The sequence below is a fragment of the Hyphomicrobium sp. genome (genome assembly GCF_019744875.1).
In the GTDB taxonomy this organism is placed as follows: domain Bacteria; phylum Pseudomonadota; class Alphaproteobacteria; order Rhizobiales; family Hyphomicrobiaceae; genus Hyphomicrobium_C.
The window spans coordinates 1-12,356 of sequence record NZ_JAIETU010000015.1; the positions used below are offsets into that span (position 1 = coordinate 1).

The 12,356-nt window shown below is 64.9% G+C and carries 13 protein-coding genes and 1 pseudogene; 7 read left to right on the top strand and 7 right to left on the bottom strand.

Going from position 1 to position 12,356, the window contains the following annotated elements; all coding sequences use genetic code 11:
* A pseudogene (locus K2Y42_RS19295) lies at positions 1–787 on the bottom strand (hypothetical protein); the annotation flags it as partial.
* A 449-nt stretch (positions 788–1,236) separates the two neighbouring features.
* Here K2Y42_RS19295 and proB point away from each other — a divergent pair.
* Both proB and K2Y42_RS19305 read left to right on the top strand, forming a co-directional pair.
* Positions 1,237–2,391, top strand: coding sequence for a glutamate 5-kinase (gene proB, locus K2Y42_RS19300; protein WP_291155798.1), 1,155 nt, complete (start codon positions 1,237–1,239; stop codon positions 2,389–2,391).
* A gap of 78 nt (positions 2,392–2,469) precedes the next feature.
* Positions 2,470–3,756: a glutamate-5-semialdehyde dehydrogenase gene (locus K2Y42_RS19305; RefSeq protein WP_291155800.1), complete on the top strand. Its 1,287-nt coding sequence runs from the start codon at positions 2,470–2,472 to the stop codon at positions 3,754–3,756.
* 48 nt (positions 3,757–3,804) lie between these two features.
* Here K2Y42_RS19305 and K2Y42_RS19310 read toward each other — a convergent pair whose 3' ends face one another.
* The gene (locus K2Y42_RS19310; RefSeq protein ID WP_291155803.1) at positions 3,805–4,818 is read right to left on the bottom strand and encodes a DUF4105 domain-containing protein; all 1,014 of its coding nucleotides are present in this window, start codon (positions 4,816–4,818) and stop codon (positions 3,805–3,807) included.
* Between the two features lie 203 nt (positions 4,819–5,021).
* Positions 5,022–5,423: an ester cyclase gene (locus K2Y42_RS19315; protein ID WP_291155806.1), complete on the bottom strand. Its 402-nt coding sequence runs from the start codon at positions 5,421–5,423 to the stop codon at positions 5,022–5,024.
* A gap of 185 nt (positions 5,424–5,608) precedes the next feature.
* On the opposite strand from K2Y42_RS19315, the gene K2Y42_RS19320 reads away from it, so the two are divergent.
* Both K2Y42_RS19320 and K2Y42_RS19325 read left to right on the top strand, forming a co-directional pair.
* Positions 5,609–5,968, top strand: a complete 360-nt coding sequence (locus K2Y42_RS19320; RefSeq protein ID WP_291155809.1) for a helix-turn-helix domain-containing protein — start codon at positions 5,609–5,611, stop codon at positions 5,966–5,968.
* A gap of 126 nt (positions 5,969–6,094) precedes the next feature.
* Positions 6,095–6,376: a hypothetical protein gene (locus tag K2Y42_RS19325; protein ID WP_291155812.1), complete on the top strand. Its 282-nt coding sequence runs from the start codon at positions 6,095–6,097 to the stop codon at positions 6,374–6,376.
* 27 nt (positions 6,377–6,403) lie between these two features.
* Here K2Y42_RS19325 and K2Y42_RS19330 read toward each other — a convergent pair whose 3' ends face one another.
* From K2Y42_RS19330 to K2Y42_RS19345, 4 genes are all read right to left on the bottom strand, one after another.
* Positions 6,404–7,165 carry a hypothetical protein gene (locus K2Y42_RS19330; RefSeq protein WP_291155815.1) on the bottom strand — a complete coding sequence of 254 codons (762 nt, stop codon included), beginning with the start codon at positions 7,163–7,165 and terminating at the stop codon, positions 6,404–6,406.
* 44 nt (positions 7,166–7,209) lie between these two features.
* Positions 7,210–7,965, bottom strand: a complete 756-nt coding sequence (locus K2Y42_RS19335) for a transporter (protein ID WP_291155818.1) — start codon at positions 7,963–7,965, stop codon at positions 7,210–7,212.
* A gap of 245 nt (positions 7,966–8,210) precedes the next feature.
* Positions 8,211–8,624, bottom strand: coding sequence for a response regulator (locus K2Y42_RS19340; RefSeq protein ID WP_291155821.1), 414 nt, complete (start codon positions 8,622–8,624; stop codon positions 8,211–8,213).
* 160 nt (positions 8,625–8,784) lie between these two features.
* Entirely contained in the window at positions 8,785–10,173 is a 1,389-nt protein-coding gene (locus K2Y42_RS19345) for a fatty acid desaturase (protein WP_291155824.1), read from the bottom strand.
* Between the two features lie 127 nt (positions 10,174–10,300).
* Between K2Y42_RS19345 and K2Y42_RS19350 the strand changes: the two genes are divergently transcribed.
* From K2Y42_RS19350 to rsfS, 3 genes are all read left to right on the top strand, one after another.
* A complete protein-coding gene (locus K2Y42_RS19350) occupies positions 10,301–10,765 on the top strand; it encodes a GtrA family protein (protein ID WP_291155827.1) in 465 nt (154 codons plus the stop codon).
* A 99-nt stretch (positions 10,766–10,864) separates the two neighbouring features.
* Complete coding sequence (locus tag K2Y42_RS19355; RefSeq protein ID WP_291155830.1) at positions 10,865–11,518, top strand: nicotinate-nucleotide adenylyltransferase; 654 nt, start codon at positions 10,865–10,867, stop codon at positions 11,516–11,518.
* 258 nt (positions 11,519–11,776) lie between these two features.
* Positions 11,777–12,187, top strand: a complete 411-nt coding sequence (rsfS, locus tag K2Y42_RS19360; RefSeq protein ID WP_291155833.1) for a ribosome silencing factor — start codon at positions 11,777–11,779, stop codon at positions 12,185–12,187.
* Positions 12,188–12,356 lie beyond the last annotated feature (169 nt).

Here is a 12,356-nt window from a genome sequence, read left to right on the forward strand (position 1 = left end):
CGGCGGCGGCTTCCTCGGACGCGGCTTCGGCTACGACTTCGGCAGGCGCTTCCTCTGCAGCGGGTGCTGCTTCGGCGACGGCTTCCTCGGATGCGGCGTCGGCGGCGACTTCAGCAGGTGCTTCCTCTGCAGCGGGTGCTGCTTCGGCGGCGGCTTCCTCGGATGCGGCTTCGGCTACGACTTCGGCGGGAGCGTCGGCAGCGGCGGGCGCCGCCTCAGACGTGGCCTCGGCCGCGACTTCCGCAGCAGGGGCCTCCTCGGAGGCTTCCGAAGCTGCTTCCACAGCCGCGGGTGCTTCCGCTCCTTCGCCGTCACCAGCCGGTGCAGCTTCTTCGGCAGCCGGTTCTTCGGCGGCCGCTTCCATCACGGGAGCTTCCTCAGCGACCGCTTCGACTGCGGCTTCGACAGCCGGTTCCTCAGCGGCAGCCTCGGCCGCGACTTCAACGGCGGCTTCCTCGGCGGCCGCTTCTTCCGCAGGCGCTTCCTCGGCCGCGGCCTCGGCAGCAACCTCAATCTCCGCTTCGGCAGCCGGCTCTTCAGCGGCAGCTTCGGCAACAGCTTCAACTTCCGGGAACGGCTCAGTCAGGGCCGTTCCGCACGCCGCGATGGCATCGGCGGATGCTTCTGGCTGCCTGGCCTCCGCCACGGGGGCGGGAGCGGGTGCGACAGCAGGTGCACCCTCGATGAACTCACTCATTTCTCTTGCAAGCTGAACGATCGAGTCGGCCTTGCAGCCGAGCTCCATCGCCATCCGCAAGCAGGCAAAGCGCTGCTCTTGGAGGTTCATGAGAACTCCATTTTTTGGGGTTTGCTATGGGCGTGGCGTTGCTTGGTGCGATGCAAACAACGCAGCCATCATACTGCTTCGTTTATCTTGCGGCTATACTTAGACGACTGAAAAGGCACAATATTTCCAAGTAAAATTGCGACAACAAATGAACTCGGCAATTCGAGCGCGCGGCGATCGGGTTAAGGCGTTTGGGTGAATCAACTTGTGAAGGCCGGACTCATTTGGAGCCCGGTTTACGGGCTCAAAAACGCGCCGGACTAGGTAGTTTCACGGTGGCCCGCAGAGCCTCCCGCACCCGGCCCCGCGGCCGGCGCACATCAATGCGGTGCGCGACATAAACCGCGCGCCAAAGGGAGTCTCGCCTCGCGGACGACGCGCATGCTAGACAGCGCCACACATCTTCAACCCTGCCTCCGGCCCCGGCTCCTTCGATCAGCGCATTGTCCATGTCCCACCCCGCCGCAACCACCGACGCCTCTCACGCCCGTCCCGAGTGGACGAACGCGCGCCGGATCGTCGTGAAGATCGGCTCGGCGCTGCTGGCTGACCGCGACACGGGCACGCTCAAGTCCGAATGGCTGGCGTCGCTCGTCGCCGACGTGGCGGAGCTGGTGCGCCAGGGACGCGACGTGGTGCTGGTGTCATCCGGCTCGATCGCGCTTGGACGGCACAAGCTCGGCCTGCCGAAGGGACCGCTCGCGCTCGAGCAGTCGCAGGCGGCGGCGGCCGTTGGGCAGATCAGCCTCGCGCACGCCTACCAGGAGCTGGCCGCCCAGAGCGGGCTGACGGTGGCGCAGATCCTGCTGACGCTCGGCGACACGGAGGAGCGGCGGCGCTACCTCAACGCGCGCCACACCATCGAAACGCTGCTCGGGCTCAAGGCCATCCCGGTCGTCAACGAGAACGACACGGTCGCCACCGCCGAGATCAAGTACGGCGACAACGACCGCCTGTCGGCGCGCGTGGCCGGCATGGTGTCGGCCGATTGCCTCGTGCTGCTGTCCGACATCGACGGGCTCTACACGGCGCCGCCGAACGACAACCCCGACGCGCGCCACATTCCGCTCGTGACCGAGATCACGGGCGAGATCGAGGCCATGGCGGGCGACGCGGGCACGGAGCTCTCCAAGGGCGGCATGAAGACCAAGGTGCAGGCCGGGCGGATCGCGCTCGGGGCCGGCACGAACATGGTGATCACGACGGGGAAGGTGCTGCATCCGCTGCGCGCCATCACGAACGGCTGCAAGGTGACGTGGTTCCTGGCCAAGCAGGACCCGGTGACGGCGCGCAAGCGCTGGATCGCCGGGCAGCTCGAAGCGCGCGGTACACTGCACATCGACGCGGGCGCGGAAAAAGCGCTCGTGGCGGGCAAGAGCCTGCTGGCGGCGGGCGTGCGACGGGTGGAAGGCAGCTTCGAGCGCGGCGATGCGGTGGTGATCCGTGCACCCGACGGGCGCGAGCTCGGGCGAGGCCTGTCGGCCTACGCGCATGGGGAAGCGATGCTCATTCTCGGCCACAAGTCTTCCGAGTTCGCCGAAATCCTGGGGTTCGAGGGTGGGCCAGAGCTGATCCACCGCAACGACATGGCGCTGCATCGCTAGCTCCTGTCGTGCGACCTGCCGGAAACCCGGCCCCAACTCCATTGACGTCAGCCCTCAGCGACCCGAAGTATACGAGCCATGCAGAAAGCAACCGACATTGACGGCGGAACAGATGCGCTGATGCGCGCCATCGGCACGAACGCGCGCAAGGCCTCGCATGTGCTGGCGCTGGCGCCGCGGGCGGCCAAGGATGCCGCCCTTCTGAATGCCGCCAAGGCGCTGCGCCGCGACCGCCAGAAGATCCTCGACGCGAACGCGAAGGATGTCGCGGCCGCACGCGCCGCGGGCCGCCCGGAGTCGTTCGTCGACCGGCTCGTGCTCAACGACAAGCGCGTGGAAGCCATTGCCGTCGGGCTCGAAGACGTAGCGGCGCTGGCCGATCCGGTCGGGGCGGTGCTGGCCGAGTGGACGCGTCCCAACGGTCTCAAGTTCGAGCGCGTGCGCGTGCCGATCGGCGTGATCGGCATCATCTACGAAAGCCGCCCCAACGTGACGGCGGACGCCGGCGCGCTGAGCCTCAAGTCCGGCAATGCCGCCATCCTGCGCGGCGGCTCGGAAAGCCATCACTCGAGCGTCGCTATTCACGCCTGCATCGCGGAAGGCATCGCGGCGGCCGGGCTTCCCGCGGACGCGATCCAGTATGTCGGGACGACGAGCCGCGAGGCGGTCGGGCACATGCTCGGCGGCCTCGGTGGCTGCGTTGACGTTATCGTGCCGCGCGGCGGCAAGAGCCTCGTGCAGCGCGTGCAGGATGAAGCGCGCGTGCCGGTGTTCGCGCATCTGGAAGGCATCTGCCACACCTACGTGGACGCCAAGGCCGATCTCGACATGGCGCGCACCGTGGTCGTCAACGCCAAGATGCGGCGTACGGGCGTGTGCGGGGCGACGGAATGCCTGCTGGTCGATCGCAACGCACCGGCCTCCACCCTGCCCACGCTGATCGAGGCGCTGATCGCCTCCGGCGCGGAGGTGCGCGGCGACGCGGCGGCGCAGGCGGCTGACGCGCGCGTCAACGCCGCGACCGAAGACGACTACGGCCACGAGTTCCTGGATGCGATCATCGCGGTCAAGACAGTGGATGGCGTCGGCGGGGCGATGGCGCACATTGCCCGCTATGGCTCGCAGCATACGGACGCGATCATCACGGAAGACGAAGCTGTGGCGCAGCGCTTCCTGACCGAGGTGGACAGCGCCATCGTGCTCTGGAACGCCTCGACGCAATTTGCCGACGGCGGCGAGTTCGGTTTCGGCGCGGAGATCGGCATCGCGACGGGCAAGCTGCACGCGCGCGGGCCGGTGGGTGTCGAGCAGCTCACGAGCTTCAAGTACGTGGTGCGGGGCTCCGGGCAGATCCGGCCGGTTTAGGCACGCAGCGCAGCACCTCCAGCGGGGGCGTGAGCGTCTCCGCTTATCTCAGCGAGAGACGGTCGGCAAAGACGCGCGAATGCGGTCCGAGAAATCGGGCGCGCCATCGGCGGCTTTCGCGGCGTCGTTGATCAGGGATCGGCGGCGCAATTCATCGAACGGCAGCGTCGTGTCGATGCGACCCGAATGATAGAGGTAGCTGTCGATCAGGCCGTTCAGCAGATGGCGGATGTCGAACCGGCCCTCGCGCCCCGCAGCGTTCGCGTAGCGGATGATGTTGATCGTGCAGCTGTTGCTCAACAGATGATAAAACTCCGGCCGGTCAGCCAGCTCGTTGATCCGCTCCAGGTAGACCATCAGGAGCCGGCGCGCGTCTTCAGGCGTGGCGTTGAGGCGGTAGAGGTAGACCGTCTCCTGGCGATGATTGACGCGCAGGCCCACGAGGTCGTGCTCGTCGCCGACCACGTAGATCAATTCGAACTGCTTGAAGAGCGAGGCAATCGGGTTGAAGCCCTCGCCCACCTCGGGGCGGGTTTCGATGGAGATGCTGAGTGGCGGCGCATTGTCGAAGATGAAGCTCAGAAACGTGTGCCCGACCCAGCCTTCAGCCCAGTATGAGACGTAGAAGTCGATGCCCTTGAGGTGCGAGAGCTGCACCTCGCGATCCTCATACCGCGCCGTGAAATCGTCGCGGGTGCGGAAGTCGAAGTTTCTAACTCCGCTGATGCGCACGCGATCGCCGTCGATCGTCGCTCGCGGCATCACCGCGACTTCCGGACGCCAATTGCGATCGTGCGAGGGCGCAATGGAGATCCACCACGCGACCACGCCGAGGAACAGAACGGCGAATGCGGTCGTGCGCCGGGGCCGCGACAGCCAGAGCGCCCAGATCGCGAAGGCCGCGAAAGCGACGGCGAGCGCCGTGCGCAGCCAGGGCCACGGCAGATTGGAATAGTGGATGGCCAGCGTGCCCCACGCGCTCACCAGCGCCAGAAACAGGAACCGAACTCCCGCGATCACCCTGCCAAGGGTACGGGACAGCACTCCGGAACGGGCGCTCACCTGATCCTCACTGGTGGTCCTCACTGGCTCAATGCAGTTATATCGATGCTGCCGGTCTTCATGGCAACTTCGACGCGAATGGCAGGATCTGCGATCGGGTTGATGCCGTCCAGTGGATTGTCTTCGATAATGCTTAAATCGGCGCATGCGCCGATTGTTCGAGGCCGCGCCTGGAACGCGCGGCCCTCGCTTGTTTAGCAGCGCTAGCCGATGGTGCCGAGTTGCTTGAAGAGGCTGTACACGTCGAGCACATCCCAATGCTCCGCAAGCTGGCCATTCTCCACGCGAAAGATGTCAACCGCGGCGAACCGATACGCTTTGCCGGTGGCAGGGATACCCAGCCACGCTCCGGCGTGCGTCCCGGAATAGATTCCATAGGCCCAAACCTTGTCGTCCTCCGACACGATCTGCTGCAGTTCATAATTAAAATCCGGTGACGCCCTGAACCAGGCCTCGAAGAATTCCTGAAATCCCTCGCGGCCCTGCGGAACGAGCGGATTGTGCTGAACGTAGTCTTTCCGCATGAGGTCGCTAAGAGCCGAGAATTCCTTCTTCTCGAAAATCTTCGCGCCAAACTCTGCCAGCACTGCTTTTGGGTCCGACATGTGATCCTCCTGGTCTCGCTGCATCGCGGTATTCGGCGGTCAACACCTCATCAGGCACGCACCTCATGAGCATCTCGCCGCCAACGGAGAGGATCTAGGCGCGCTAGTTCCCGTTGTATAGAAGGCACTATATTGATATCTAGGTACCCATTGGTAACCTATAGCAATCTGTTGAGGGCGATTCCGTGAAATGGAACCCGTACGCCGCCGGATGTCCCACGCGACAGCTTCTCGACCGAATTTCGGACAAGTGGGTCGTGCTTGTGCTCTCCCTGCTCGAGGGCGGACCCAAGAGGTTCAGCGTCCTGAAACGGGAGATCGACGGCATTTCGCAAAAAATGCTTTCGCAGACCCTGCGTGCGCTGGAACAGGATGGGTTGTTGACCCGGCGCGCCTTTCCGACCGTGCCCGTGACTGTCGAGTACGAACTGACGCCGCTCGGTCGTTCTCTCAACGTCGCGATGGCGCCGGTTGTCGAGTGGGCTGTCGCAAACATGAGCCGCGTGCTCAAGGCGCGCGACACGTTCGAAAGGAAGACGAGCTAGACGGCAGCGCGCCATCACGCTCTGAGCGGAAAAATATAGACGACGGCCCAAGCGGAACTGACTTGCCGGGGGAAGGCGAATTCGACACACTCCACGAGCGTTGGAAGTCGCGATGAGGCCGTGTCCATGAAGACCGCACATGTCGCCATCTGGGCCGTTCTGATGGTTGCGGCGGGACCTGCCCTATCGGCGCCGCTCGATCAGAAAAGCAAGGCGCCCGATTGGAGCCACGCCACGCAAGCGGAAAAGGATGCCTGGACCGCCGCATATAAGTTCAAGACGGCCGACATCAAGCTCGCGGAGGTGGTTGCCTGCCTCGACAGCTACTCGGACAAGCCGGTGTTTGCGGACAACGCTCTCACGGGCCTCATGGAAATGTGCGAATCGATTGCCGCGCTGCCGCACTAGTTCGACGCCGTATCGCGCGCGTGCCGCTTAAGCCGGGTGTTGCCCGGGCTTCTGTGGAAACAGGAGGATCAGCGTCACAATCACCAAGGCCAACGCGGCGGTCGCAAGCGGCCGGCTGAGATCCAGTCCGCCTTTGTCGAGCGGCTTGTCGAGAAAGTCTCCCACCGTCGCGCCGAGCGGACGCGTCAGAATGAAGGCAGCCCAGAACAGCGCAACGCGCGATAGGGTCGTCCAGAAATAGAGCCCGGCCACTATCGCAAGCGCCACACCGAACACGAGCGCTCCTCCCGAATAGCCAAGCCCGGCGTCCGCAATCCAGTCGCCAAGCGCGGTGCCCAGGGTCTGGGAAAAGGTGATCGTCACCCAATAGAACAGCTCGACCCGCGGCTCGACGACGGTGTCGACCGATACGCTTCCCTCGCTCCGGTACCACGTCAACAACGACAGCAGGACGAGCGCGAGCAGCAGAATGGAGCCTCCGGGATACCCGATCCCCAGCGACCGCGTCGCAAAATCCGCGAGCGTCGTGCCGGCCGTGGTGGATGCGATGATCGTGGCCCAGTACAGCCATGGATTGAAGCTGCGGGCGCGAATTTGCATCCACACCAGCACCAGCAGGATCGCCCCGAAGATTGCGGTGCCGATCAGATAGCCGCTCACGCCTCCGGCGTCCGGCGTGGTCTCGCCGAGCCAGCTCATCGTGACGCTATCGCCGGCGGTTTCGCCGAGTGTCGTTGCCAGAATTTTGATGATCCAGAATCCCAGCGTCACCGCCGGGACCTTGCTCATGCTCGTCGCGTGACGCACGTCGTCCAATCGCATCTTTCAATCCGCTAGTAATCGAGCCGCAGCCCCAGGTACGCGTGATAGCCGCTCGTGCCGTCCCGATCTTCGAATGTGGGACCGCCAGACCCGAGCACCGTCAGGGCCGTTTGCAGTTGATAGGTGCCTCCCACGCCGAGGCTGGTGGTGGCGCGGCCGTCGTCCGTGTCGGCGCCCTGGCGTTCGACCTCCGCTCCGAGCACGAGCCGCTCGCCGAGCTTCCGCGTCACGGCAAGACCGCCAGTCCAGAAGTTGCGATTGCCTGCGCCGGGGTTGATCGCATACCCGCCGCCGCCGAAGATCGACCAGGGGCCCTGGTCTTTCTGGATCCAGACGGGCAGGAGGCCGGTGACGGTCCCGGCGCCCATGCCGTTGGTTCCGGTTGGCACCGTCATGCCGGGGAAGACTGCAATCTGAAGGCCGGCCGCCTCGTTGTTGTAGAACCGGTACTTGGCCGAGAAGGCGAGATCGCCGGCGCCCGAACGCCACCCGTTGTCGTCATGACTGAAATCGACCGGCAGCCCCACGGTGATCTGCAGATCTCGCACGGCGCCGTAGTTCAGCTCGACGCCGGTGGAGCCCTGAAAACTGTTGTGCTGACCATCGCCTTCGATGAACGGCGCGTAGATCTCCCAATGGCCTGTTTCGGTCGGCTCCGGGTCGTCGGTCAGAAACGGTGGGCCGGCGCGAGCGCCCAGCGGGACGCAGGCCGCAATCGCGCAGGCCAGCATCGCCGTACTAGTCCGACTCTTCTTCAGGAGCAGCATGATTTCCTCATCGCCGGAGCTGCGAGCGCTGCGGGTCAGCAACGTGATTGCAGGCTCAAAGACACCTCATGCTAGGTGCCATAGGCGGCTGACACAGAGCTGAATGGCGGACGTCGCGATTGCGATTTGCGTCGGCCCCGCGCGACCGGCGTCGGCGAGGCAGGCGTCACGGTTGCGTGGATCGGACGCCGCTCAGGATTACGAGCGGGTGTTCGCGCGGAGATGGGCAGAGACCGGCGGAACGCTTACGCGGCCGTCGTCAGCGAGACGAAGCCGGTGCGGGCCATGACGCCGTCGAGCGTTTTTTCCAGCACGTCGAGCTTGAAGGGCTTCACCAGATAGCCCGTGGCGCCGGCCGCTTTAGCGGCGAGGATGTTTTCCGGTTTCGATTCCGCCGTCACGAGCACGAACGGCGTGTCGTGCGTGGCGGGCTCGGCGCGGACCTGCTTCAGGAGATCGAAGCCGCTCATGCCGTCCATGTTCCAGTCGGACAGGATCAGGTCGTAGTGCTTCTGATGGATCTTCTCGATGGCCTGCAGGCCGTTGACGGCCTCGTCGATGTGCGCATAGCCGAGCTGGACGAGAAGACGGCGAATGATCTTCAGCATCACCTGCCTGTCCTCGACAATCAGGATTTCGAGTTCGTCACGCGCCGTCATGTGGTTCGCCCCAGAGCACCGCCGCCCCCCGAGTGATGCCGGCGCCGCGCGTGTGCCCTCTACCATTCCCGAGAGCGGTTACTAATTGGTGAGGAGATGGCGTTTCGGTCCATGTTCGTGTCCGTGCTGCGTGGTTCGCGCCGCACTTTTCGGCCCGACCCTAGTGCGCTTCCGCCGAGCGGGTGGCTTCGAGCGCAATGGCCGCCGCATCGCGCAGCTCGGCGTACTCGAGCGCGGCATTGTCCACGAACGCCCGCTCGCGCGCGGCCGGCGCGTGCGCCGGAGCCAAGGCCGCGAGCGCCGACGGCCCGTCGTTCGACGTAACGAAACCGTGCAGCACGACGCCCTTCTCGCGGTAGACCGGATCGCGCAGCAGAAGCTCGTGCAGGCGGGGCAGATTGTAGTGCGGCACCGACGCGATCAGATGATGCGGCAGGTGATAGTCCATGCCCCACGGGAACACCGCATAACGCGCGAGCGGCCCCGTCAGGAACACGCGCGTGTTGGTGTAGCGGCCGCGATCTGCGTTGCCGTGCTGCACCCACTGGCGCAGCATCATGTAGATGGGGAACGACGTGAAAAGCGGCACGACCCAGTACAGCAGGAAATAGTGCCAGGCCGGCGCCCACCCCATCACCGACACGAGCGTGAGCGTTCCGTAGAGCGCGGCGAAGTAGGACACGCGGGCAATCATCGTCGCGCGATGGGAGATCACCGGCGCGAGGCGCGTCTGGATGAACGCGCGATCGGGCACCATCAGAAGGTAGGCGAGCGCGACGACAGTCGCCGTGACGAGAACCGCGACGGCCGTCTCGTTGTAGGCGTGCCGGATCAGCTCGGAGACCACGATCGGGACGGCCACGCCATAGATGACGCCCACCCGCAGCGGCCACTTCGACCCCTGGTCGTCCGGATCGACGTAGGCATGGCGATCGAAGCCGACGGCCGAGTACTTGGCGCGAATGAGCGTGAAGGCCATCAGCTTGAGAGGCGACAACGCCTTCACGAAGCTCCAGAGCAGCTCGATGGGCGGCACGGGAAAATCGAGCCAGTGGCCGCTTTCCTTGAGCTGAGCGATGTCGGGATCGCGCTCTGGATCGTTCACGAACTGGTGGTGGGCGAGATGGTGGATGCGGAACTGGTAGGTCGAGGTGTAGATCGGAAAGGCAGCCAGCCAGTCGGACGCCAGCTCGTTCAGGCGGCGATCCTTGAACAGGAGGAAGTGCGTGCCTTCATGGATGGCGCCGCCGAACTGATGCTGCGCGGCGCCGAGCACGAGCACGGCCAATGCGTTGATCAGCACGCCCCAGCCCCACGCGTAACCCTGGGCGGCGAGCCATATATTGGCGCCGATCGCGCCTGCAATCGTGACCGCGATGACTGCGTAGATCCGGAGGAGATGCGCCCAGTTCGTCCAGTTGTCGCGCCCCTTCAGCGATCTGATCGCCTCGGCATCGACGGACGACGCTTCGCCCTCGCGCGGGCCAGCCGGGCTGGCATCGGGGATCGCGGAGCCTTCGGCCGCGTTAAGGTCGGACACTAAGCTCACTTCGCGCCCCCTCAAAAATGAGCCATGACACCGCAGTGACCGGCACCGTTCAGACTCACATATAGAATACCTAGGGTATTTGCCCTAGGTAAATACGGACGCCAAGCCATTTCCGGGAGAGCGACGAGTGGACACGGTGAATCAAACGGCCGATGCGACAGGCCAGGCGACCCTTGCGGGTGGCCCCTCAAAGCCCGACCGCTCGGCCCGGCTGCGCCGTCTCTTGCGCTATACGGGCGTGAACCTCACCAGTCTGGCGCTCGACTACGCGATTTTCCTGCCGTTGACGCACGCGACGGACCTGCCGGTCCTGTCCAGCATCGTGGCCTACATCGCGGCCCTGGCGCTCAACTATCGCCTGTCGCGGCTGTACGTGTTCGGCGACGATGGCGGCCACAAGGGCGAAAAGCGCCTGTTTGCCCAGTTCATGGCAACGGGCCTGCTGGGGCTGGTGCTCACGGCCGTGGTGACGGGCGGCGGCATTTACTGGTTGGGCTTTAAACCCGCTATCGCGAAGACAATCGCCGTGCTCATCTGCTTCGTGGTGCTCTATATCGTTCGGAGCCGGCTGGTGTTTACACCAGCCGAATAGCGGGCTTGCTCTGCCTTTCCTCGGTCTGTCCTCTCAAGGTCTGGCTTCCCGGGGAAGCGCGGGCGTTTGGGCCCATTCGCTCCTCAATTCACGGGTCCTATGTCCGCTCGTCTTCTCGCCAAAAGCTTCGGCTCGATCGCCGCGCGCACGCCGCAGGCGCAGCCCGGCCAGCGGATCGGTTTGCTCGGCGGCTCTTTCAATCCGCCCCATCGCGCGCATGTGGCGATCTCCGAAGAGGCGTTGAAGCGGCTCGGCCTCGATGAGGTCTGGTGGCTGGTTTCGCCCGGCAACCCGCTCAAGAACCACGACGATCTGGCGCCGCTCGACGAACGACTGGCGGCCTGCCGCAAGCTCGCGACGCATCCGCGGATCAAGGTGACGGCCTTCGAGGCCTGCCTCGGCTCGCCGGCGACCGTCGTGACGCTGTCCTATCTCAAGCGGCGTTTTCGCGGCGTCCACTTCGTCTGGATCATGGGCGGGGACAATCTGGCGGGCTTCCATCGCTGGGCGGCGTGGGAGCGGATCGCCGCGCTGATGCCGTTCGTGGTGGCGGACCGTCCGCAGTGGCGGCTGGCGGCCCTCGCATCCCCCGCCGCCCGCGCGCTCGCACGCTACCGGGTGGACGACCGGATGGCGGGCACGCTCGCGCTCCGGGCGCCGCCCGCCTGGGCCTACCTCACGCTCCGGCTGTCGCCCGAATCCTCAACAGCCATTCGCGCGGGCAGTCGGCGACCGCAACCATCCCCTAAATAGTCTTGTTATTTCATATTGTTGCGCACTTTCTTGCGACGTCTCGCAAGGGGGTGCGACACTCCGTACTAGCACCTATTGCTGGCGTCGCAATCGGCGGCTATCTTTGGGGTTGCCCGCACAGCGGTTCTGCCGTGCGGGTGGTGGACGACAGCCCGGCGAAGATGTAACGCGGGTCGACCGAACTGCTCGATGCCACCTGAGATGGCCTTGTGCATGGATGGGCACTGGTGATCGAAGGGAAAGGACATTTCCAAAAAGATGCGAACCGCCATTGAGGGCGCCCGGAAGGGTGCGCCTCCCGCCGAGATCGTGCGCGAGCACGCAGGCTCGGAGCCACTTCTTAAAAAAGTCGTCGCCTGGCTCGACGACGCAAAGGCCGAAGAGATCGTCTCGATCGATCTCAAGGGCAAGTCGTCGATCGGCGACTTCATGGTGATCGCAACCGGGCGGACTGACCGCCACGTGGGCGCCATCGCCGAACAGCTTCGCAAGCACCTCAAGGACAGCGGTTTCGAGAATGTCCGCGTCGAAGGTCTCCAGACCTGCGACTGGGTGCTGATCGATGCCGTCGACATCGTGGTGCACGTCTTCCGGGCCGAAGTTCGCGAGTTCTACAATCTCGAGAAGATGTGGTCCGCCTCGAGACCCGGCGAGCAGACGTCGCACTGACGTCCGCCGCACGACGACCGCAGATCCGGCGCGGAGCGATGTCGCCCGCGCCGCGGGATGCACGCCGCCTCAGCGGTATCGGATATTCGCCGCGTGGCGGCGTTGAATGTTTGCCGCGTGGCGGCGTTAGATGTTTGCCGCACAGCGGCGTTGCGTGTGCGCGAGCCGT

Excerpts from the sequence above, each read along its gene's own strand:
- K2Y42_RS19325 (WP_291155812.1), top strand. The coding sequence starts at position 6,095 with ATGAAGACCGCACATGTCGCCATCTGGGCCGTTCTGATGGTTGCGGCG.
- K2Y42_RS19335 (WP_291155818.1), bottom strand. The coding sequence starts at position 7,965 with ATGCTGCTCCTGAAGAAGAGTCGGACTAGTACGGCGATGCTGGCCTGC.
- rsfS (WP_291155833.1), top strand. The coding sequence starts at position 11,777 with ATGCGAACCGCCATTGAGGGCGCCCGGAAGGGTGCGCCTCCCGCCGAG.
- K2Y42_RS19330 (WP_291155815.1), bottom strand. The coding sequence starts at position 7,165 with ATGAGCAAGGTCCCGGCGGTGACGCTGGGATTCTGGATCATCAAAATT.
- proB (WP_291155798.1), top strand. The coding sequence starts at position 1,237 with ATGTCCCACCCCGCCGCAACCACCGACGCCTCTCACGCCCGTCCCGAG.
- K2Y42_RS19355 (WP_291155830.1), top strand. The coding sequence starts at position 10,865 with ATGTCCGCTCGTCTTCTCGCCAAAAGCTTCGGCTCGATCGCCGCGCGC.
- K2Y42_RS19315 (WP_291155806.1), bottom strand. The coding sequence starts at position 5,423 with ATGTCGGACCCAAAAGCAGTGCTGGCAGAGTTTGGCGCGAAGATTTTC.
- K2Y42_RS19305 (WP_291155800.1), top strand. The coding sequence starts at position 2,470 with ATGCAGAAAGCAACCGACATTGACGGCGGAACAGATGCGCTGATGCGC.
- K2Y42_RS19340 (WP_291155821.1), bottom strand. The coding sequence starts at position 8,624 with ATGACGGCGCGTGACGAACTCGAAATCCTGATTGTCGAGGACAGGCAG.